The organism is Mesorhizobium sp. M0152 (genome assembly GCF_040322415.1).
GTDB lineage: Bacteria > Pseudomonadota > Alphaproteobacteria > Rhizobiales > Rhizobiaceae > Mesorhizobium.
Genome location: NZ_JAMYTH010000065.1, coordinates 1 through 17,170, shown reverse-complemented (window position 1 = coordinate 17,170; position 17,170 = coordinate 1). Strand labels below are relative to the sequence as shown.

The window sequence follows — 17,170 nt, the reverse complement described above, 5'->3', positions numbered from 1 at the left end:
TTCAGAGGCTGGTGGAGGCCAACACTTGCCGAACTTAGAGTTGCCCGTCGAAAAGCCCGCAGCAGTGAGCGGAGGCGGCGAAGTCGCGGCCGGTGAATGCGGCGCTCACATCCCGCGTTGCGTGGTCCTATAGCATCGGATTACGCGGGACCGTTCGGTAGAGAATTAGGCAGGTCTACTGCTGTACGATGATGACCGCGTTGGACCCCATCCTGTGTGGAAACTTCGACAGACCCACCGTGGCCCGCAGATGCATGCCGGTTCGCGCAGTGCCCACGCCAACCGAACATGGCGCCTGCGGGACCCAACCACCGAAAACCGCAACTCCGGCGGCGATATTTTGACTGGCGGCCCGGACGCTCTCACGGCACACTGTGGCATGTGCAATCTCTACAACATTACGACGTCGCAAGAAGCCGTGCGCCAATGGACCCACGCCTTGCGGGATATCCTAGGCAACCTTGAGCCTTCCATTGATATCTACCCCAACCAGTTCGGTCCGGTGGTTCGCAATGCGCCCGACGGTGAGCGCGAGCTTGCCAATCTGCGTTGGGGAATGCCGACGCCAGTTGAGCGGGTCAGAGGCAATGCGGACTCCGGTACCACGAACATACGAAACCCGCAGTACGCTCACTGGCAGCAGTATGTGGGCATTGAACATCGCTGCGTTGTGCCTGTGACGAGCTTCGCGGAGCCCAGCCCCACGCCGAACGACAAGGACCCGCAGACAGGCGGCATTCAGCGAAACTTCTGGTTTGCCCTGAACCACGACCGCCCGCTTTTCTTCTTTGCCGGCTTGTGGACGCGCTGGCACGGAGTTCGCAAGTTCAAGGAAGGCCCCCGCGAGCACGAGATCTACGCATTCATGACCACAAAGCCCAACGCGCTCATTGCCCCGATCCACGAGAAAGCCATGCCGGTGATCCTGAGGACACCCGAGGAGACCGAGACATGGCTGACAGCGCCTTGGTCGGAGGCGAAGCACTTGCAACGCACAGCACCGGATGATGCTCTCATCATTGTTGAGAAGCCCGCCACGCAAATCAAGGTTGAAGTCCCTGGACCGACGCAAGGCTCATTGTTCTAGGAACTGTCATCGCGCCAGATCCCGCGGCGCGCTATGCGGGCTTCGATAAACCCGTGAAATGCGAACCCTGGGCCCTCCGACGCGCTTGGCAGCAGACAGTCCACGTCAAGTTCCGCGCGCTGCATCATCGCATCTACCGACCAATTCCCAACACGGAACGTCGCCCGAGGTTCCGGTCGACAAGGGTGCGTGACGTTGCAGTGATGCACCGGCCCGCAGAGGCCCAGGCCTCAGACGCTTGGCACCGGGTTTGCACCAGGCGACGCGGACTTCTGCTTGACATTTGTTCTGTTTTTGTTCACTATAGGTATGAAGCTTGGGAGCACCCTCATGGCCCACATTGTAACGCTGGACAGCCGCCAGGAAGCGGTCCTCCAAGCAATCGCGGATAAGTTCATTGCCCAGCACAAGGGTGATCCTGTGAAGGCGTTGAAGGAAATGATCGTTCTCAATGGACATCTTCAAGACCGGCTTGACGCGCTGTCAGCACCGCGCAGGGCAACTCGCCAGGAGCACAGACCGTAATGGCCACGACGCACCTTGACGCTGAATCGAGAGCCGAACTGCACTTGGAAGCGGAGAAACTCATCGCCTGCTACGAAAGCCCCATTGAGACCGTGAAGGCGCTCATGGCTTATAACTGCGAAATCGAAACCCAAATCCTCGCTCTTGCACAAAGATATCCGCAACTTGTGGCGGTAAGCTTCGATCCAACGCCGCCTGTGCTGAGATAACTGCGGCGGATATGCGAACGGAACCTGTGCCTCCCGAGGGCTGCGATACTGCCGATGAGTGGAGCGAGACAAGAGAGCGGATTGGTTGCTCGCGGAGCTTGGCAAGGGCTGGCCATTTCGGCGGCAACGGCCCGAGGACGATGTCGCCGACAAGCTGGCCCTATGCGACCCGGAGCAGCTGCCCGACGGCGACCTCTACGAGACGCGCGCATCATCCCCTCTTGCGTGTCGCCTATTGCGAGCCATTCAGGCTGGCCGAAGCGTCCGCCGAAAGAATGGCTCTTTGGCCGCTACGAACCGCCGGCGGGACCACCGCCAGCTTCAGCTGTTTGCGGGATGATGAGGACCGGATCTGCCCATGCATGATCTTATCACTTTCATAGAGATCAACTCGGCCCTGGTAGTGACCAATCCGACGGCCTTTGCCACATTCGCCGTGCTCTTTGGAGGTGGCGGGTTTGCCGTTGGACGCTATTTGCTGAGCGAACGCATCGCCAATCTGGAAAGTCGAATTGCCAGACGCGACGAGGAAATCATCGATCTCAAGGCGAAGCAGAAAGCACCAGAGGTGGGCGCCTCCATGTTGCCGGTATTCGAGATGACCGAGATTTTTCCGCGCCGGCCTGTCGCCTCACACCAGCTCCTGGTTCAACGAGACGACGATCACTGCGTCAGATAGCCAGCTCACCGCAAGGTGACGAAGGCGGCGCCTGGTCATCGGCTATGCCAGTCACATGCGAAGTTCGCTTCCGGCAAGCAGTTGACGGCATTCTGTCGTCGTATGGACCAGCGATCATGTTGATGCCGCTCAGGCCGTTTGCGCTGGACCTGGAAGCCGGAAGTGCGATGGGGCGGGCTGGTGGTCGTGACAAATGGCGCCACACAATGACGTCGCATGCGATCGGCTACAGCGTGATCAGGGCTGTTCGGCGCGGCAATGACGGGCGTACCCGCGGAACCCTTGTCTGCCCTGCCCTATCTGGCCACCATCATCGTACTGGTCCTGATCTCGCGGAACCGCCTGATGCTGACGGCGCATTTCCCAGTCTCGCTTGCCAAGCCCTTCCGACCGCAAACTGAACGGCGGGCCTGTTCCGTGCGGTAAGGTGTGTCGCGCCCGCCTGATGCGTGCGTGATTCAATCTGGCCAGAAGCACCAGTGATCCGAATGTGACTGGGTGCACATCAATGTTTGAAAGACCCGGTTAGCCGGGGGGGCAGTGTGTTGTGTCTTGCTGACAAGGCCGCAACTGCGACCAAAGTCCCGGGGTCCCGCTGCAAAGGTCCGAGGCGTGAAACCATTCATCCCGCTTGCCCATTTGCATTTGTCGACTGTCGATTATCCTGTCCCTTCATCGTCAGTCGAATGAGTGCCCGCCATCTTCCCGCGATGTGGCGGGTACTCGTGGTCAAAGAGAGTTGTATGCGGCTTGGCGAGATCATCGTGAATACCTGCGCGACGCTTCTGTTGATAAGCATCGTTGCAATCGTGTTCCTGCTTTTCGGAGAACCGCTGTGGCCACAACGAACGGCCCGGATGGTGATAATCTTGCCCGTTGATAGGAGCACGACGGCGGCCATCAAGAACACGCATCAGCCGCTGCCCGCCAGCTTTGACGTGAGCATAGTGCCGGCGAGACCGGCTAACCACTGACGGGTGGCTCATCCGTCTACGGCCGGGTAGCACTGAACGCCTGACCGCTGCGACGGCACTCTTAGCCGGATCGAACGGCTGTAGCGGCGGCGCCGGCCGCCGACCAGGCGGTCAGCGCCCATCTACAGGCCGCCGGTCGCGCTCGAAGGCGGCGGCATTGCCGTCGCAGCCGATACGAATGCGACTGTTTTGGATGGGAGTCCAGAACTGCGCTGGCCGGTCATGGCTCCTTGCGGGTCCGCCGGCGAGCTGCAAGCTACCGCTTTCGGCTGAGATCGCGCCACCTTAATGTTCGTTGTTGCTAATATAAAGACGACGTAACGTCAGGTGCCCGCGTCCGGAGGATGCGTACGGGAGGGGATTCCAATGAGAGTGGCCATCGCTTGTGCAGCTGTCGTGTTCGCTGCGACTGGTGTCGCTGTTGCCAAGGAGAAGAAAGTGACAATCAGCGACGCTGCTGTCTTCACCAAACATTCGGCCAAGAAGCCCGTTCCTGAGCTGGACTGCGGTTTGACCGGAACCGTCACATCGCCGGACAGCGGCACAATGCCGGCAAAGCCGCGCCTCGGATACGAGGACGCGAATCCGTGGATCACGCTTGGCTTCTGACTATGCTCCCGCGAGGCCAATCGCGATTCTTCAATCAACAGGGCGTTAAAGGCGTGGTGCCTCTCGGCCAACGGAACGTCTTCACGCCCTAACTGGCTCCTCGAATCCATTTCGAATAGGGGAATTGGCTGTCGGAATCCGCAACGCGACCCCCCGATGCGCTTGCCCACGGTAGCGATGATCGCCACCAAGCACCGCGTCTGCAACGTCGACTTTCAATCCGGATTATGTTGCGCGGGGCCGTTCGGCGATAAAGAGAGTATCGGGGAGAAGCCCAAAACGTTCGCGATCTGCGGCAGGAATACGGTCTGAACTTATTCGGGCGACCGTAAAGCCGGCGTCCTCGATACGCTGCTTGATATCGGGTCCGTAGGCTCGCACGTGATCTGATCCGCCGAAGCGCTCGTCCCTCTCGCTCAGTGACATGGAAGGATCCGATTCGATCGTTTGACGATAGATAAGTGGTACTTGGATCCAGACCCGTCCTCCAGGCTTAAGAGATGACCAAACTTGCCGAAAAACATGCCGATCGTCAGGGACGTGTTCCATGACATGACACAAGAGGACTATGTCGAGATCGCTGGTGCCGGTCATATCCATTAGGTCAATCTGCACGGTATCCGGGCCGTACCGTCCGGGCTCGATATCGCCTTTAATGAGGTTGCCCGCCAGAGCTAGTTTCTTTGAAAGCCCCTTCTCGCTCGGCGCAATCTGGAGAATTCTAAGCGGTCCCGCCGGTAGCCTGATAAGCTTACGGTCGAGAGCACAAATCAAAAACCGCTCACGATCGAGTGCATGACAAAGCGGGCATATAAGCGTGTATCGCCCGAAACGGTAGAAAGCCGCCACACCGCGATCGCAGGCATTGCAGTGATGAGCCTTCCTCGTCGGGAGACGCGTCAGGATGAGAGCTCTCAGCCAATCTTGGTATGAGTCGAGTTTGCGTGTAACCCGCCGCTTTGTCATCCGATCAGCGTAGCTTTGAAAAAGAGACAGGAGTCGGCTGTCTCCAACGTTGTTCCAAGATGGTTTCATCATGTCCCCTGCCAAGGTTTTCCACCCGAGGACCAATAATTAGTATCGGCTATATAATGTCGAGTCAGCGGAGCGGCAGCAGAGTTGCAAAACTCCTGACCGGACCGCGCCTCACAACAACGACGTTCCACAGACCTACGTCTCCCAGCGGCTTCCCTTGCCCGCGCCATCGAGTTACGGAATTGTTGCCTCGACGGCGACCAAGAAATTCCCTTCATCGAGCGCACGCTTTCCCTGCCGGCCTCGCGAACTCCAGGAGAAAGTCCAGCGCTTCGGCCCGTACGCACCACCAGGGATACATTAGTCTTTTCTAATATTGACAATCGCGCGCGCCGCTCCAGAATCGTGCAATGGCCAGCGGAATAAAAGTCGGCGACGAAGTGGCGATCATGGCCACGGTTCTGAAGCGCGTCACAGACGACCGCGTCAGTGTTTCGATTCCAGGCTATAACTTCCCCCACTCTATCGTCGACAGCGCCACGAAGGTGACGAAGGGCCAGCAAATCGAGCTGATCGGCGATATCGTCAGGATCGACGAGGCAAAGGTGACCGTGAGCCTTGGTACCCATGTTACGGTCGATGCCGCCAAGGTGCGCCTGGTGCAGAGGTACGTCCCACCGAAGCCAAAGAAGTCGTTCGTCGACACCCCGGACTGATGTCTCCGGCCAGTCACGCAATTGCAGACTAAAACAAGAGCCTGCCTCGCTTGCGGTGCTGAATGGGGTGCACACGTTCTTCCAAGACCGTCCTCATTTGCTCAATCGATAGGACAGGCTGCTTCATGAACGGCAGGACGCGCTTCGCGCCGATCGCATCCACGGAGTGAAAGGAAGCCTTCCTATCAGGAAGTTTCGGGGATCGTCACGGCTGCTCGCGAGCGCGCGCTATCGCCTGCGAGAGGCGTGAGATAACGCCTCGCCCACCGCTCAACTGCCCGGCACTCCTGCGTTAGCGGAACCTCGGGATCGTACGATCGTTTTTCTCGGGTCAGACGAAGGAGGAATTGTCATGGACTGGAACCGAGTCGAGGGAAACTGGAAGCAAGTCAAAGGTAAGGTCAAGGAACAGTGGGGCAAGCTCACTGATGATGATCTCGACCGTATCGCCGGGAATCGCGATCAGCTCGAAGGCAAAATCCAGGAACGCTACGGCATCGAGAAAGATCGCGTGCGCCAAGATGTCGACGACTGGTATGGTCGGCAAGGCTGGTAGGACGGAGTTGAACTAGTCAAGCAAAAGGGCGGCCGCGGCTGGCGGCTTGCACTGGGTGCCAAAGAGCCCGTGAACCCAGCGCTTGAGCTTTTGTCGATTTTCGCTGATGTGGTGCCGGCAATCTGTCGTTTTCCCGGGCGGTCATCTGTTCACCCAAGCCGCCGATGTAAACGATCATCAAATCAGCTGATTGGCAGTGACGGATTGCCGTAACTGCATTCTGCTTTCGCAGCATGTTGTGTCGGGTCGCCATGCTAGCGTCTCCAATCGGCTCCCTGCTTTGGCTATCGCAAAGGCGCTTTGCTCTGCCGTTCTCCGGCCCGCCGCGCCGATGGAGGTCTCTTTGCCGCGGGAACACTCTGCTGAACCCGACGTTAGTAGATATGCCGGAGACACATCACCTCCTGGGCGTTGCGACCACCGCCAAGATTGGCCGTCACCCAGTCCATCCGATGTGGATTCCTTTCCCAATCGCGTTGCTGGTCTCGGTCTTCCTTTCGGATGTGATGTTCTGGTCGACCGGCAATGCGTTCTGGGCCGAGGCTTCCTTCTGGCTGCTCGGCTTTGCCCTGTTAATGAGCGGCGCTGCCGCGGCGTTGGCCGGCTTTGCCGACTTCCTCGGAAATGCTGCCGTGCGCTCGATAAGCGCGGCATGGCACCACATGATCGGCAATGTCACGGCAGTGGTGCTCGCGCTCGCCAGCTTCCTCTTGCGCCTGAGCGCCGGAGCTGCCGAGGGCGCTTTGCCGTGGGGCCTGGCTCTGTCGACAATCATCGTCCTGCTCCTTCTCTATACCGGCTGGAAGGGCGGAACGCTCGTCTATGAACACAGGGTCGGCGTGCAACCCGAAGAGGGTGAGGACCTCACCTCGCGCCCGAGGCTATCGCGAAAGGCCTGACATTGCCTGGCCCCCATCCAAGGTCTGTCTCGGCGGGGGTCGTTATCCAGCAACCGCCATGAGCACTCGCGGTGCCGACTTTTTATACAAATGGATTTCCGAACATATGCCGGAGGGGCCAGTCGACGACCCGGGCCGGCTTGTGACTGATATGGCAGACAAGGCCCTGCGGGCGGCTGCCGTCGAAGGCATCCCAATTCAGGAGATCGATGAAGAGATCGGTAGCGTCTATGAAGCGATCATTCATGCCGTCGAACATCGCGAAGGCGGTCTCGCCGTAACGACTTTGTGGCCGTTGCCTAAGGCCAGCGAATGGGTCCCGTCGGCTACCGGGCCCGACCAACCACAGACCATCATGCCAGCTGCTTGTTTGGCGCCGTCAGACCGGAACGACACCGTCTGGCCGGGAGTGTAGCTGCCAACCGCATCGCGGTTGAGGCACGTCGTTGTGCGATCAATATAAAAGGCTCGCTAGTCGTCGTTGACATTTGGGTTGAGAGCGAGCGCGAAGATGACGATTTCGGACGCGGCCAGAACCGCCGCCAGCGCGTAGCCGCCAATCGAGGCAGCACGTCCATAGGGTCCCTGGGTTTCAGACCAGGGCAAGATAGCCTCCGATCCACGCCACAGTCATGAAATAACATGCGCTCAGGAAAAGCGCCAAAGTCACGAGATAGGTCAGCTTCGATACCGACAGCAGCTCGGCAATCAACATCATCAGCGGCGCAAGCCCAATGACGTATCTGACCATGGAAGCCAGGTTCGTGATCAGCGGCAGGATGATGCTGATCCCGCAGAAGAGCGCAGCACCATATCGTGCCTTCTGTGGACAGAGACGCCAAACGGCGGTTTGGAATCCCCCTGAAACCCACTTGTCCTGACGGTACATTGCGCCAAGGGCGCACCAAGGCGCATCGCCGGTTGTTAGGCTCTCACCGATGTTTCACTGAGACTCAAGCGCGCACCTCATCCAGATCGGTCCAGCATTGGCCTGGACGAAGCGGCATTCGTATTTAGCCTTTGCCCTCCTCGCCTGTTCCGTGGAAGAAAACTCGGATTTCATCCATGTCGACGTTGCCGTCGCTGTTCTCATCAGCGGCATTGAATATCCGTCCGATGAAATCCTGAACCTCGGTCTGTGAAAGCGCCCCATCGCCGTCGCCGTCTATTATGGCGAATAGTATTCGCATCGGTGCGCCATGCATCATCCCCGCTCCCATGCCGTCGCGGCCACCCATCATCCGCTGCCTCCCAGGCGGACCCATTCTGTAGCCCCGATGCCAGCGGTCGCCAGCACGCTGCTCTGCTCGGGGACCGCGATCCTCCTGCATTCTTTCCCTCATCATCTCGTCCATCATCTGTCGCATCATTTCACGCATGGAATCTTGGGTTTGTCCGGCCGCATCCGGCAACTGTTCGGGGCCATGATCCTGTGCCTTTATCGCGGGCACAGGTGTTCCGCTCGACTGGGCGAGTGCTGGCGAGGCCAAGATAGCCAGCACTGCGGCAACTGCAGCGGTTTTGCTCGGTGAGGTCATTGGGTTCTCCTGTGGATGAATGGCCAGGCCGATCATGTCGGCATCCAAGCAAACCCGCAGCTCACCTCCTGGTTCCTGGCGGCCATCTCAAAGGCTTACCACGCAGCCAAGGCAGTGCTTCTGATATCGAGGTCTTGTTCCGATGGGGCGAAGGCGTCCACACAGTTCCGGATCTCATCCGCAATGGCATGTCGGCGTGACATGCAGCGAGTCCACCGGCTCCATCGACTTTCAAGACGCACACGACTGGTTGTTCCGCACAGATGAGGTCTGCGTCTCGGTCGGCAAATGTCTCAAAAAGTTGAGACGCGCGCAGGCAGAATTGTCGAGCGTCCCTTGCCCTGGCAGAACACCTGGAACGTTAGGTGGCGCGCCGCTCTGGGCGCAGTCAGACAGCGGGCGAAGTCGGGGATATACATCAAGCCCAACTAACTGGCGAACGGTCGAACAGCAGCCAGGGGATGGCCCGCCCTCCGCTCGGCCTTCGCATCGCCATTCTGGCACGCGTTGGGCCGGCAATTACGGATCTCAGAGCGCGGCGCAGGCGAAACGTCATGCCCGGCTGACCGTTCACAACTTAGCGCCGTTTACCTCCACGCGCCGGCGCGGCGCCCCTCTGGTTCGCTCAGTGTCAATGAAGGGTGCCGGGCCGCCGCAACTTTGCGCCGCTGTCCCGGCGTCTTCGTCATGGTTGTTCAGCCAAGAATGACGCCCGCTAGCAGCACCGTGATGAGAAGTGACAGCGGAACCGCCAGGAGACCGTACATCTCAATGGTTTTGGTGTTTGGTCCCTTGTCCATCTTCGTCGCCTCGCTTCGTTGGTGCTGTCATCTTGATCTTAACGGGCGGCCGATGGAAGCGGTTCCGCGACCCGAGGCAGCCAGAGATGCAGTCGGTGCCGTATATTAGCAACACCTTGTTTGAAGCCGCCATAATCTAGGGCCCGTGCCGGCCACCCCGCCGATCTCGGGGGTCGCGGCCGCTCGGGAGATTGGCGAGGTCCCGGAAGCTGGAGGCAGGCCTTACATGTAGTTTTCGACTTGGATATCGGGAAGCGGTGCGGTTCTCGACTCTCGCGATAGATTTTCGACGCCGAATTCGTCGGCTGTACGGCGATCGTCCACGCCTTGGCCAAGGCACCGGTCCGCAGCCCGAGCGTCACAAGAGACGGGGAGCGTCGGGCCAGCGCCGCTTTGACGCGCATTGCCTTCTCCGAACCGGCTTTCAGATTTTGCAGGCTTTCGCCGATGGCGCCGGCGAATTTGCGGCGGTATCCTGGCAGCGAGATCGGGATTTCCAGCTGCGCGTTCTTCAAGACCCGTTCGACCATTGAGCATGCGAACGTCACGCTGCATGCCTTGATGCCTGAAGGTCAATCGGGCGAGAAAGTAGCCGTAGTCGGATCGTTATGGGGCACATCGCTGATGAAGGTCGGCTGGCTGCCCAAGGCATCGACGCGGGACGGCATCTCGGCCGCGCAAGTGTGAGGCAGCAAGTGATGTAGACATTCTAGCAAGTCGACCAATTCAATCCGAAGCGAACTCGGCGAGTTCGTCGGCAGCTTCCTGAATGCCGTGCGCAGCTGCGCGCTCAAGCCAAAGCCGACCGGTCGCCGGGTCGCGCTCCCCAGCGAGCCCGTTGGAGAGATAACGCCCGAGCATGAGTTGGGCTTGGCCATGTCCGCGATCGGCAGCGTCGGCGAACCATTTCTGCGCTGCCGTCTGGTCGATCGGCAGCCCCTGGCCGGCTGCGTACAGCGCTCCAAGCGCAAACATCGCCCCGGCGTGGCCGTCTTCAGCCGCCCGCTCGAACAACTGCACCGCAGCCGCTGGCGAACGCGCACCCCCACGCCCGTTGAGCAGCATCTCGGCAAGTGCCACCTGCGCGTCGCGTACGCCGGCGTCGGCTGCTTCGGCAAACCAGACGCGGGCCTGCTGGGGGTCGGCCGCCACGCCGCGCCCATCCTGAAGCATGCGCGCATACATGTATTGCGCCTCGGCCACCCCTTCGGCGGCGCGCCTCAGCCACTGTGCCGCTTGCTCTTCGTCCTGTCGGACGCCGACCCCCTTGGCGAAGCAGAGCCCGAGGTTGAACGCCGCGATCAGGTTGCCCGATGACGCCGCCGCCTCGAACCATTCGGCAACGCTTGTCGTGTCGTCCGGCTCGCCGGCTCCTCCAAGAACGAGATTGGCTAAGTCGATTTGTGCTTCCTGGTTTCCGCTGTTTGCAGAAGCGCGCAGCCAGCGTGTCCCCTCCTTGACATCCTTGGCCACGCCGTTTCCCGTCAGGTAGAGCGAGGCTATAGCACGAGCCGCGGCTTGGTGACCCGCCTCGGCCGCCCGCAGATACCACGCTGCGGCCTTTACAAAATCCGGAGGCCTGCTCTTCACATATCGATCACCGAGGAGATACGCTGCCTCGATACTCCCCGCCAACGCGGCGCGCCGTACCCAGGCCTCCCCGGCTGCGGCATCGTGCTCGACGAGCCCACCATCGATCAGCGCCAACCCGAGCCGGAACTGGGCCGCGGGAAGGCCTTTCTCTGCGGCGGCCTGATACAGGCTCGTGGCTGCCACGAGGTCTTGCGTTACGCCCAGCCCATGCTCGGTTATGACCGCGAGGAGGTAGGTTGCAGTCGGCAGGCCGGCGTCGGCTGCACGTCGAATCTCTTGAGCGATCCGGCCGCGGTCCGCGAGCCCACCGCGCCGGGCCAGCGAAAGGGCAAAGCCGAGGCATCCTTCGGCGCAGCCGGCTGCGGCGGACTGCTCATACCAGCGATGCGCCGCATCCGCGTTGCGCATTGGTTTGGGACCGCTGGTAAGAATGTAACCGAGGATCGCCCGCCCGGTCGCCGAGCCAGCCTCGGCCGCCTTTGTGGCAAAGTCGAGCGCTGCCGCGAAGTCAGGCTCGCTCGAGGAATCTCGTTCGAACAAACGCTCCGATCCCGGGCCCTTGCCGTCAACCTCCGCCGGCGCCAGCCCGGTCACGTGGAGTGCGGCGAGAAGCGCCTGCGCATCGGCGCTCCCGTGGTTCGCTGCCCGCCGCAGCCAGCGTGCGCCCTCCATGCGGCTCGGCGGCACGCCCGAACCTTCGAGATAGCAACGCGCGACCCGATACTCGGCGTCGGCGATCCCCGCACGCGCGGCAATCGCCATGAGCGGAAAGGCTTCAGCTGGTTTGCCGCCATCAGAGAGATGGATCGCCCGGCGCAAGGCTGCTGCCGGGTTGGCGAGGCCAGTCAGCCGATCCAGAATTGTCATCGATTCCAAGCCCCAGATTCCTCGGTTTTGTCGCATATTGCGCTGGGCCTAAGGCTCCCGCATCGCTTCCTGGCCGATCGGCATCATCGCACCGAGAATGTATTTGAGCACCGTTCTGCGGCCGACCTTGACGTCGGCAGTCACGGGCATGCCGGGGCTGACGGTGAACCCGGCGGGCACGCCGTGGAGGGCAACCTGATCGATGGAAATCTGCGTGCGATAGAACGGTTCGGCGTCCGAGGGCAGCATGGCCAGGGAACTATTCGGGTCGCGCGCTTGCTCCTGCGCCGAGAAGGAATCAGGGCTGACCGCCCGCACGGTGCCGTGGGCCAGGCCATATTGCGAATAGGGGAAGGTGTCGAACTTGATCACCACGGGGTCGCCGACGTGCACGAAGCCGCTGCTCCTGCCGATGATGTTTGTCTCGATCTCGAGCGGCGCGTTCGCCGGCACCAGCGTAATCAAGCGCTCGCCTGACTGCAAAACGGAGCCCACCGAGACCTTCGCCACCGATTGAACGATAGCGTCTGCTTCGCTCTTCAACTCGACCAATTGCTTGCGAAGCTTTGCCTTGTTGAGGAGCTCGCGGGCATCGGACATCCGCGAGCTCGCCTCCGACAGGCCTTGTGAGACTTCCGCTCGCCAGCCTTGAATATAGCCGTCGCGCTCCGCAGCTACTGCTGCCTGCTGGCGCTTGGCGGCTTCAGCGGTCTGTTCGGCGTTGCCGAGCGCTCGGGACATTTCCGCCGAGTTGTCCTCGGCGAGCAGTGTGTTGAGGCGGCTGCCCACCTGCCTTGCTTCGAGCTGCTTGCGCATCTCTTCAATCGAGGCCGCGACTTTGAGCCGCTGGCGGTAACCGTCGGCATCCGATTGGGAACGCGAAATCACCGAACTGAGTTCGTCGCGCTGCCGGTCGAAATTCTCAACCTTGGCGTCATAGACCGCCTTTCGGCGCTCACAGATTGACGCCTGCAAGGTCCAGCTTGGGTCGAGGCCGTCATAATTGAAGGGCTGGCCGTCAGCTTCCGCAGTCAACCGCGCCACTTCGGCTTCAAGCGTCGAAACCTGCATCGCAAGCGCCGAGAGGTCGGCTGAAGCAAAGGTCGCATCGAGGCGAGCAAGCACTTGACCGGCCTGGACGTGCTGTCCTTCGCGAACGTCGATCGACCGCACGATCGCGGTCTCCAGCGGCTGCACGACGATGTTGGGCGATTGTGAGACCACGAGCCCTCTGCTCGTCACGACCTGATCAACCGGTATCAGCCCCGCCAGGGCTATCAAGGCGACGACAAGGCTAGAAATAATCCAGACGATCCCGCGCGCCGCCCGCGGGATGGGTGCGTTGACGACAGCCGTCGACGGCCACTGAAATTCGAGTATGGCCGGCGTCGTCGGATCGCTCGCTTTCATCCGATGCCAGCGAGCCGGACGAGTGGTGAGCGAGGTGCTACTCATGGGCCACAGGACCTCTGGCGAAGCGCGACATCGTCAAACCAAACGCGGCAGAACGGCAACCGAGCGGCCCTGATGGCCGTCGAGGTGGCGGTTCTGCTGCGCCCACAACTGGCGATAGAGCGCGCATCGTTCGAGCAAGATTGCATGCGGTGCGGCGTCGAGGACCTTGCCCTGCTCCATGACCAGGATCTGGTCGCACTCTGTCAGCGAGGAGAGCCGGTGCGAAACGATGATCATTGTGCGCCCGCTGGCGATGCGCATGAGATTGGCGCTGACGATCGCCTCGCTTTCCGGGTCGAGTGCGCTGGTCGCTTCGTCGAGGATGAGGATGTTCGGGTCGTGGATCAGGGCGCGTGCGATCGCCAGCCGTTGCTTTTGACCGCCCGACAGATTGGGCGAACCTTCCTCGATATACGTGTCGTAGCCGTTCGGCATCCGCTCGATGAATTCTTCGGCGCCGGCAAGATGTGCAGCACGCATGGCGTCGGAAAGCGTTAGGCCTGGGCGCCCAGCGATGATGTTGTCGCGGATCGACCCGCGGAACAGGAAGTTGTCCTGGAGGACCACGCCGAGCCCTTGACGAAGGTGGCGAAGGTTGATTTCCTTGAGGTCGACACCGTCGAGTTTAAGGAAACCGCTATAATCGCGGTTGATCCCCTGCAGCAGGCGGGCAATGGTAGATTTCCCCGACCCGCTTCGCCCGACAATGCCGAACATGGTCCCTGCTGGGATGTTGAAGCTGACCCGGTCGAGCGCTGGCGTCTTTGTGGCGATATAGCTGAAAGTCAGGTCGCTGAACGTGACCTCGCCCGCGAGCTTGGGTCTGAGGCCGGCGGACTTTGAACTGGTCTCCAGGGGCCGGTTGAGGACCGACGCCGCCTCGCCGATCGCCGCGCCGACCTCCTCATAGTCTTCGACCAGACGCGCCAGGCCAACCAGCGGCTGCGCGACGCGTTGGGAGATCATCATGAAGGCGAACAGGCCGCCGACCATGTAGCCAGAGCGGTCGTTCATCGCCAGATAGGCACCGATAAGCATGGTGCCCAGCACCATCAAACGTTCGATCGGGGTGACCAGGGTCTGCGGCCAGCTGGCGAGCTGCCCGAATGCGAGACGCGCCTGCCCTGCTTCCGCCACCCGCTCGTCCCAGAGCGCCTTGCGCTGCGGCTCGAGGCCGAGCGCCTTCACCGTTTTGATGCCAACGACAGTTTCGCCGATCGCGGCCGACTTCCAGGTCTCGGCCTCGACCACCCGCTGGTACCTCCGGCGTAGTGGCTTGAGGAAGGCGAGGATGATCAGCATGATCACAGCCGCGCAGGCCAGCACGATCCAGGCGAGTGTAGGGTTGATGTAGAACATCACCGGTACCAGCACGCAAAGCGTGATCAGATCCAGGAACGTGCTGAGGAGCTTGCCGGTCAGGAACTCGCGGATGCGGTAGACCTGGGCGAGGTGGTACATCGTCTCGCCGGCCGGATGGCGCTCGAAATAGTCGAGCGGCAGGCGCAGCAGCCGGCTGAAGACGTGCAGCTGCAGCTTGGTGTCCAGACGGGCGCCGACGACATTGATGATCAGTCGTCGCGCATGGCCGAGCAGCGTCTCGTAGACGAAGACGACGGCGATCACCGCCGACAACAGCACCAGCGTCGAGACGCTGTTGAACTGCAGCACTTTGTTGACCAGAGTCATGACGATGAGCGGCGGTAGGATGGTAAGCACGCTGAGCGTGAACGAAGCGATGGCGATCTCGCGCAAGGGCCGGCTTTCGAGCCGCACCAGTTCGGCGAGCCAGCGAAGGGTGAAAGGTGCATCCGCTGCTATATAGGAGCGTGCCGCGCGCAGCAGCACCGCCTCGCCGGTCCACACGTGCGAAAGCCGCAATTCGTCGATGGCTATGGCTTCGCCGTCCTCAGGCGCATCCGCGCTCTTCAGGAAGACGATATTGCGCTCGGCGCTCGCCCCGGTAAGGAGACCCGCCCCGCCATCGCTGAACAACAGGACGACCGGTCCGGCGTCCTGAAAGCGCAAGAGATGGGACCAGCGGATGCGGACGGCACGCGACCACATGCCGGCATTCTTCGCCCACTCAGAAAGAGCGGCCGCGGTTGGAATCGCGCCCGCTGCCCTGAATTCGTTCGGGTCAAGCTCGACGCCGTGATGGCGGGCAGCCCGCAGCAGCGCCTTGAGGCGTGGCCCGACCTGGTCGAGCTCAGCGGGACCGCCGGGAACCCGCGCCGTGCCCTCGCCGCCCGCCCTGCCCGTCGCGACTTCGGCTTCGGTGCCGTCGTGGATCGAGACCGGCTTGATTTCAGCGTTCACGAGGACCTTTCCGACTTCTCTTCCGGTGCGCCGAAGCGCTTGTGCCGAGATTTCCGACGACGTCCCTTATACTCCCAGCCGATCGGCCGCGCGACACTTCTTTCGACGTGCGGACCCAGCTTTCCCGCCAATTTGCAAATAGTCGTCGCCGCCGGGCCATGCGGCTGTCCTTGCTGGGAGCGACGGCTGGGCGGGCTGATGGACAAGGTCAAGCACGGTCTCTGCAGGACGATGTTGCGCGCGGACCCCGCTTTCCAGCGAAGCCCGCGCGCTCGTCTTTCAAACCTGGACCAGAGTCCGTGGTCTATTCATGCTCACTCGTGCGGCTTCAACAGATCCTTCAGGGACGTCTTGACGGTGTGGTCGTTGCTGGCGTAGCCGGCGCCAGGTTTTGTCTGGTCGGAGGTGAGATCCGTGCTCGCCCCCGACGGCTTGTTCTGGTTCTGACCATATCCGCCGATCGTCTTGAGGACATTGAGCAGGTCTGTCGTCACCGATGTGGCCGCAAGGCCGATCAGGTTGCGGAACGAAGCATGGCTGCCGGGATCACTGTTGCCGCCGTTCGAGCTGGATTGCAGGAACTGAGTCGTGTCCTTGAGCCCGAGCGAGTCGGACGTGACCTTGGCGGCGGGACCGTTACCCGGCGAGCCATCGTTGTCGGTGCCATCATTGGGATGTCCCTTCCCTGGGTTGCTGCTGTCGCTTCCGTCAGGATCGTTACCGCCTCCATTGTTGCCATGCTCATGGTCGCCGGTCCCGCCGCCCGAGCCGGTCGAACCTGTCGGGCCGGTTGGACCAGGCGAGCCTGTTGCTCCGGTCGAACCGGTTGCACCGGTCGAGCCGGTTGCTCCGGTCGAGCCAGTCGCGCCGGTTGCGCCAGTCGAGCCGGTTGCACCGGTCGAGCCCGTTGCGCCAGTCGAGCCGGTGGCTCCGGTCGAGCCAGTTGCTCCGGTCGAACCGGTGGCTCCAGTCGAGCCAGTTGCCCCGGTCGAGCCAGTTGCTCCGGTCGAACCGGTGGCTCCAGTCGAGCCAGTCGCTCCGGTCGAACCCGTTGCCCCGGTCGAGCCAGTTGCTCCGGTCGAACCGGTTGCTCCAGTCGAGCCCGTTGCCCCGGTGGAACCCGTTGCTCCAGTCGAGCCAGTCGCACCGGTCGAGCCCGTTGCTCCGGTCGAACCGGTGGCTCCGGTCGAGCCGGTTGCCCCGGTCGAGCCAGTCGCTCCGGTCGAGCCAGTCGCACCGGTTGCTCCGGTCGAGCCAGTCGCACCTGTCGAACCCGTTGCTCCAGTCGAGCCCGTTGCCCCGGTCGAACCCGTTGCTCCAGTCGAACCAGTCGCTCCGGTCGAGCCAGTCGCTCCGGTCGAACCGGTTG

At 61.5% G+C, this 17,170-nt stretch carries 21 protein-coding genes; 10 read left to right on the top strand and 11 right to left on the bottom strand.

Features of this window, described 5'->3' with window-relative positions:
• Positions 1-379: 379 nt before the first annotated feature.
• The 4 genes from NKJ26_RS31585 (at position 380) to NKJ26_RS31570 (ending at position 2,500) form a co-directional block, all read left to right on the top strand.
• Positions 380-1,087, top strand: coding sequence for an SOS response-associated peptidase (locus NKJ26_RS31585; RefSeq protein WP_352699632.1), 708 nt, complete (start codon positions 380-382; stop codon positions 1,085-1,087).
• Positions 1,088-1,417: 330 nt separating this feature from the next.
• The gene (locus NKJ26_RS31580) at positions 1,418-1,612 is read left to right on the top strand and encodes a hypothetical protein (protein ID WP_352699629.1); all 195 of its coding nucleotides are present in this window, start codon (positions 1,418-1,420) and stop codon (positions 1,610-1,612) included.
• Positions 1,612-1,821, top strand: coding sequence for a hypothetical protein (locus NKJ26_RS31575; RefSeq protein WP_352699627.1), 210 nt, complete (start codon positions 1,612-1,614; stop codon positions 1,819-1,821). Before NKJ26_RS31580 ends, NKJ26_RS31575 begins: the two co-directional genes overlap by 1 nt.
• Before the next feature lie 358 nt (positions 1,822-2,179).
• The gene (locus tag NKJ26_RS31570; protein ID WP_352699625.1) at positions 2,180-2,500 is read left to right on the top strand and encodes a hypothetical protein; all 321 of its coding nucleotides are present in this window, start codon (positions 2,180-2,182) and stop codon (positions 2,498-2,500) included.
• Between the two features lie 659 nt (positions 2,501-3,159).
• On the opposite strand, the gene NKJ26_RS31565 is transcribed toward NKJ26_RS31570, so the two are convergent.
• Entirely contained in the window at positions 3,160-3,414 is a 255-nt protein-coding gene (locus tag NKJ26_RS31565) for a hypothetical protein (protein ID WP_352699623.1), read from the bottom strand.
• 498 nt (positions 3,415-3,912) lie between these two features.
• On the opposite strand from NKJ26_RS31565, the gene NKJ26_RS31560 reads away from it, so the two are divergent.
• On the top strand, positions 3,913-4,083 hold the full coding sequence (locus tag NKJ26_RS31560; protein ID WP_352699621.1) for a hypothetical protein: 171 nt from the start codon (positions 3,913-3,915) through the stop codon (positions 4,081-4,083).
• Positions 4,084-4,308: 225 nt separating this feature from the next.
• Here the strand turns inward: NKJ26_RS31560 and NKJ26_RS31555 are convergent, their stop codons facing one another.
• Positions 4,309-5,121, bottom strand: a complete 813-nt coding sequence (locus NKJ26_RS31555; protein ID WP_352699619.1) for a class I SAM-dependent methyltransferase — start codon at positions 5,119-5,121, stop codon at positions 4,309-4,311.
• A gap of 347 nt (positions 5,122-5,468) precedes the next feature.
• On the opposite strand from NKJ26_RS31555, the gene NKJ26_RS31550 reads away from it, so the two are divergent.
• Together NKJ26_RS31550 and NKJ26_RS31545 are read left to right on the top strand one after the other, a co-directional pair.
• Positions 5,469-5,774: a hypothetical protein gene (locus NKJ26_RS31550; protein WP_352699617.1), complete on the top strand. Its 306-nt coding sequence runs from the start codon at positions 5,469-5,471 to the stop codon at positions 5,772-5,774.
• A 352-nt stretch (positions 5,775-6,126) separates the two neighbouring features.
• The gene (locus NKJ26_RS31545; protein WP_081689526.1) at positions 6,127-6,330 is read left to right on the top strand and encodes a CsbD family protein; all 204 of its coding nucleotides are present in this window, start codon (positions 6,127-6,129) and stop codon (positions 6,328-6,330) included.
• 16 nt (positions 6,331-6,346) lie between these two features.
• Here the strand turns inward: NKJ26_RS31545 and NKJ26_RS31540 are convergent, their stop codons facing one another.
• Positions 6,347-6,583, bottom strand: a complete 237-nt coding sequence (locus tag NKJ26_RS31540; RefSeq protein WP_352699615.1) for a hypothetical protein — start codon at positions 6,581-6,583, stop codon at positions 6,347-6,349.
• 130 nt (positions 6,584-6,713) lie between these two features.
• On the opposite strand from NKJ26_RS31540, the gene NKJ26_RS31535 reads away from it, so the two are divergent.
• Positions 6,714-7,229, top strand: coding sequence for a DUF2231 domain-containing protein (locus NKJ26_RS31535; protein WP_352699613.1), 516 nt, complete (start codon positions 6,714-6,716; stop codon positions 7,227-7,229).
• A 58-nt stretch (positions 7,230-7,287) separates the two neighbouring features.
• Positions 7,288-7,644, top strand: coding sequence for a hypothetical protein (locus NKJ26_RS31530; protein ID WP_352699611.1), 357 nt, complete (start codon positions 7,288-7,290; stop codon positions 7,642-7,644).
• 56 nt (positions 7,645-7,700) lie between these two features.
• Here the strand turns inward: NKJ26_RS31530 and NKJ26_RS31525 are convergent, their stop codons facing one another.
• From NKJ26_RS31525 to NKJ26_RS31515, 3 genes are all read right to left on the bottom strand, one after another.
• The gene (locus NKJ26_RS31525; RefSeq protein ID WP_352699609.1) at positions 7,701-7,835 is read right to left on the bottom strand and encodes a hypothetical protein; all 135 of its coding nucleotides are present in this window, start codon (positions 7,833-7,835) and stop codon (positions 7,701-7,703) included.
• The gene (locus tag NKJ26_RS31520) at positions 7,822-8,118 is read right to left on the bottom strand and encodes a hypothetical protein (RefSeq protein WP_352699608.1); all 297 of its coding nucleotides are present in this window, start codon (positions 8,116-8,118) and stop codon (positions 7,822-7,824) included. The genes NKJ26_RS31525 and NKJ26_RS31520 overlap by 14 nt, the downstream gene beginning before the upstream one ends.
• A gap of 124 nt (positions 8,119-8,242) precedes the next feature.
• A complete protein-coding gene (locus NKJ26_RS31515; RefSeq protein WP_352699606.1) occupies positions 8,243-8,803 on the bottom strand; it encodes an EF-hand domain-containing protein in 561 nt (186 codons plus the stop codon).
• 1,211 nt (positions 8,804-10,014) lie between these two features.
• On the opposite strand from NKJ26_RS31515, the gene NKJ26_RS31510 reads away from it, so the two are divergent.
• Positions 10,015-10,254, top strand: a complete 240-nt coding sequence (locus NKJ26_RS31510; RefSeq protein ID WP_352699604.1) for a hypothetical protein — start codon at positions 10,015-10,017, stop codon at positions 10,252-10,254.
• Between the two features lie 39 nt (positions 10,255-10,293).
• Here the strand turns inward: NKJ26_RS31510 and NKJ26_RS31505 are convergent, their stop codons facing one another.
• The 5 genes from NKJ26_RS31505 to NKJ26_RS33705 form a co-directional block, all read right to left on the bottom strand.
• The gene (locus NKJ26_RS31505) at positions 10,294-12,027 is read right to left on the bottom strand and encodes a tetratricopeptide repeat protein (protein ID WP_352699630.1); all 1,734 of its coding nucleotides are present in this window, start codon (positions 12,025-12,027) and stop codon (positions 10,294-10,296) included.
• Positions 12,028-12,075: 48 nt separating this feature from the next.
• The gene (locus NKJ26_RS31500; RefSeq protein WP_352699602.1) at positions 12,076-13,482 is read right to left on the bottom strand and encodes an HlyD family type I secretion periplasmic adaptor subunit; all 1,407 of its coding nucleotides are present in this window, start codon (positions 13,480-13,482) and stop codon (positions 12,076-12,078) included.
• Between the two features lie 33 nt (positions 13,483-13,515).
• A complete protein-coding gene (locus NKJ26_RS31495) occupies positions 13,516-15,801 on the bottom strand; it encodes a peptidase domain-containing ABC transporter (protein ID WP_352699600.1) in 2,286 nt (761 codons plus the stop codon).
• A gap of 314 nt (positions 15,802-16,115) precedes the next feature.
• A complete protein-coding gene (locus NKJ26_RS31490) occupies positions 16,116-16,295 on the bottom strand; it encodes a hypothetical protein (RefSeq protein ID WP_352699598.1) in 180 nt (59 codons plus the stop codon).
• A gap of 247 nt (positions 16,296-16,542) precedes the next feature.
• Positions 16,543-17,170, bottom strand: a 628-nt coding sequence (locus NKJ26_RS33705) for a hypothetical protein (RefSeq protein WP_502903254.1), incomplete at its 5' end; no start/stop codon positions are given.

What these genes read in the sequence shown, in the direction of transcription:
- NKJ26_RS31585 (WP_352699632.1), top strand. Translation starts at nt 380, where the DNA reads ATGTGCAATCTCTACAACATTACGACGTCGCAAGAAGCCGTGCGCCAA.
- NKJ26_RS31580 (WP_352699629.1), top strand. Translation starts at nt 1,418, where the DNA reads ATGGCCCACATTGTAACGCTGGACAGCCGCCAGGAAGCGGTCCTCCAA.
- NKJ26_RS31575 (WP_352699627.1), top strand. Translation starts at nt 1,612, where the DNA reads ATGGCCACGACGCACCTTGACGCTGAATCGAGAGCCGAACTGCACTTG.
- NKJ26_RS31570 (WP_352699625.1), top strand. Translation starts at nt 2,180, where the DNA reads ATGCATGATCTTATCACTTTCATAGAGATCAACTCGGCCCTGGTAGTG.
- NKJ26_RS31565 (WP_352699623.1), bottom strand. Translation starts at nt 3,414, where the DNA reads ATGCGTGTTCTTGATGGCCGCCGTCGTGCTCCTATCAACGGGCAAGAT.
- NKJ26_RS31555 (WP_352699619.1), bottom strand. Translation starts at nt 5,121, where the DNA reads ATGATGAAACCATCTTGGAACAACGTTGGAGACAGCCGACTCCTGTCT.
- NKJ26_RS31550 (WP_352699617.1), top strand. Translation starts at nt 5,469, where the DNA reads ATGGCCAGCGGAATAAAAGTCGGCGACGAAGTGGCGATCATGGCCACG.
- NKJ26_RS31545 (WP_081689526.1), top strand. Translation starts at nt 6,127, where the DNA reads ATGGACTGGAACCGAGTCGAGGGAAACTGGAAGCAAGTCAAAGGTAAG.
- NKJ26_RS31540 (WP_352699615.1), bottom strand. Translation starts at nt 6,583, where the DNA reads ATGGCGACCCGACACAACATGCTGCGAAAGCAGAATGCAGTTACGGCA.
- NKJ26_RS31535 (WP_352699613.1), top strand. Translation starts at nt 6,714, where the DNA reads ATGCCGGAGACACATCACCTCCTGGGCGTTGCGACCACCGCCAAGATT.
- NKJ26_RS31530 (WP_352699611.1), top strand. Translation starts at nt 7,288, where the DNA reads ATGAGCACTCGCGGTGCCGACTTTTTATACAAATGGATTTCCGAACAT.
- NKJ26_RS31520 (WP_352699608.1), bottom strand. Translation starts at nt 8,118, where the DNA reads ATGTACCGTCAGGACAAGTGGGTTTCAGGGGGATTCCAAACCGCCGTT.
- NKJ26_RS31515 (WP_352699606.1), bottom strand. Translation starts at nt 8,803, where the DNA reads ATGATCGGCCTGGCCATTCATCCACAGGAGAACCCAATGACCTCACCG.
- NKJ26_RS31510 (WP_352699604.1), top strand. Translation starts at nt 10,015, where the DNA reads ATGGCGCCGGCGAATTTGCGGCGGTATCCTGGCAGCGAGATCGGGATT.
- NKJ26_RS31505 (WP_352699630.1), bottom strand. Translation starts at nt 12,027, where the DNA reads ATGACAATTCTGGATCGGCTGACTGGCCTCGCCAACCCGGCAGCAGCC.
- NKJ26_RS31500 (WP_352699602.1), bottom strand. Translation starts at nt 13,482, where the DNA reads ATGAGTAGCACCTCGCTCACCACTCGTCCGGCTCGCTGGCATCGGATG.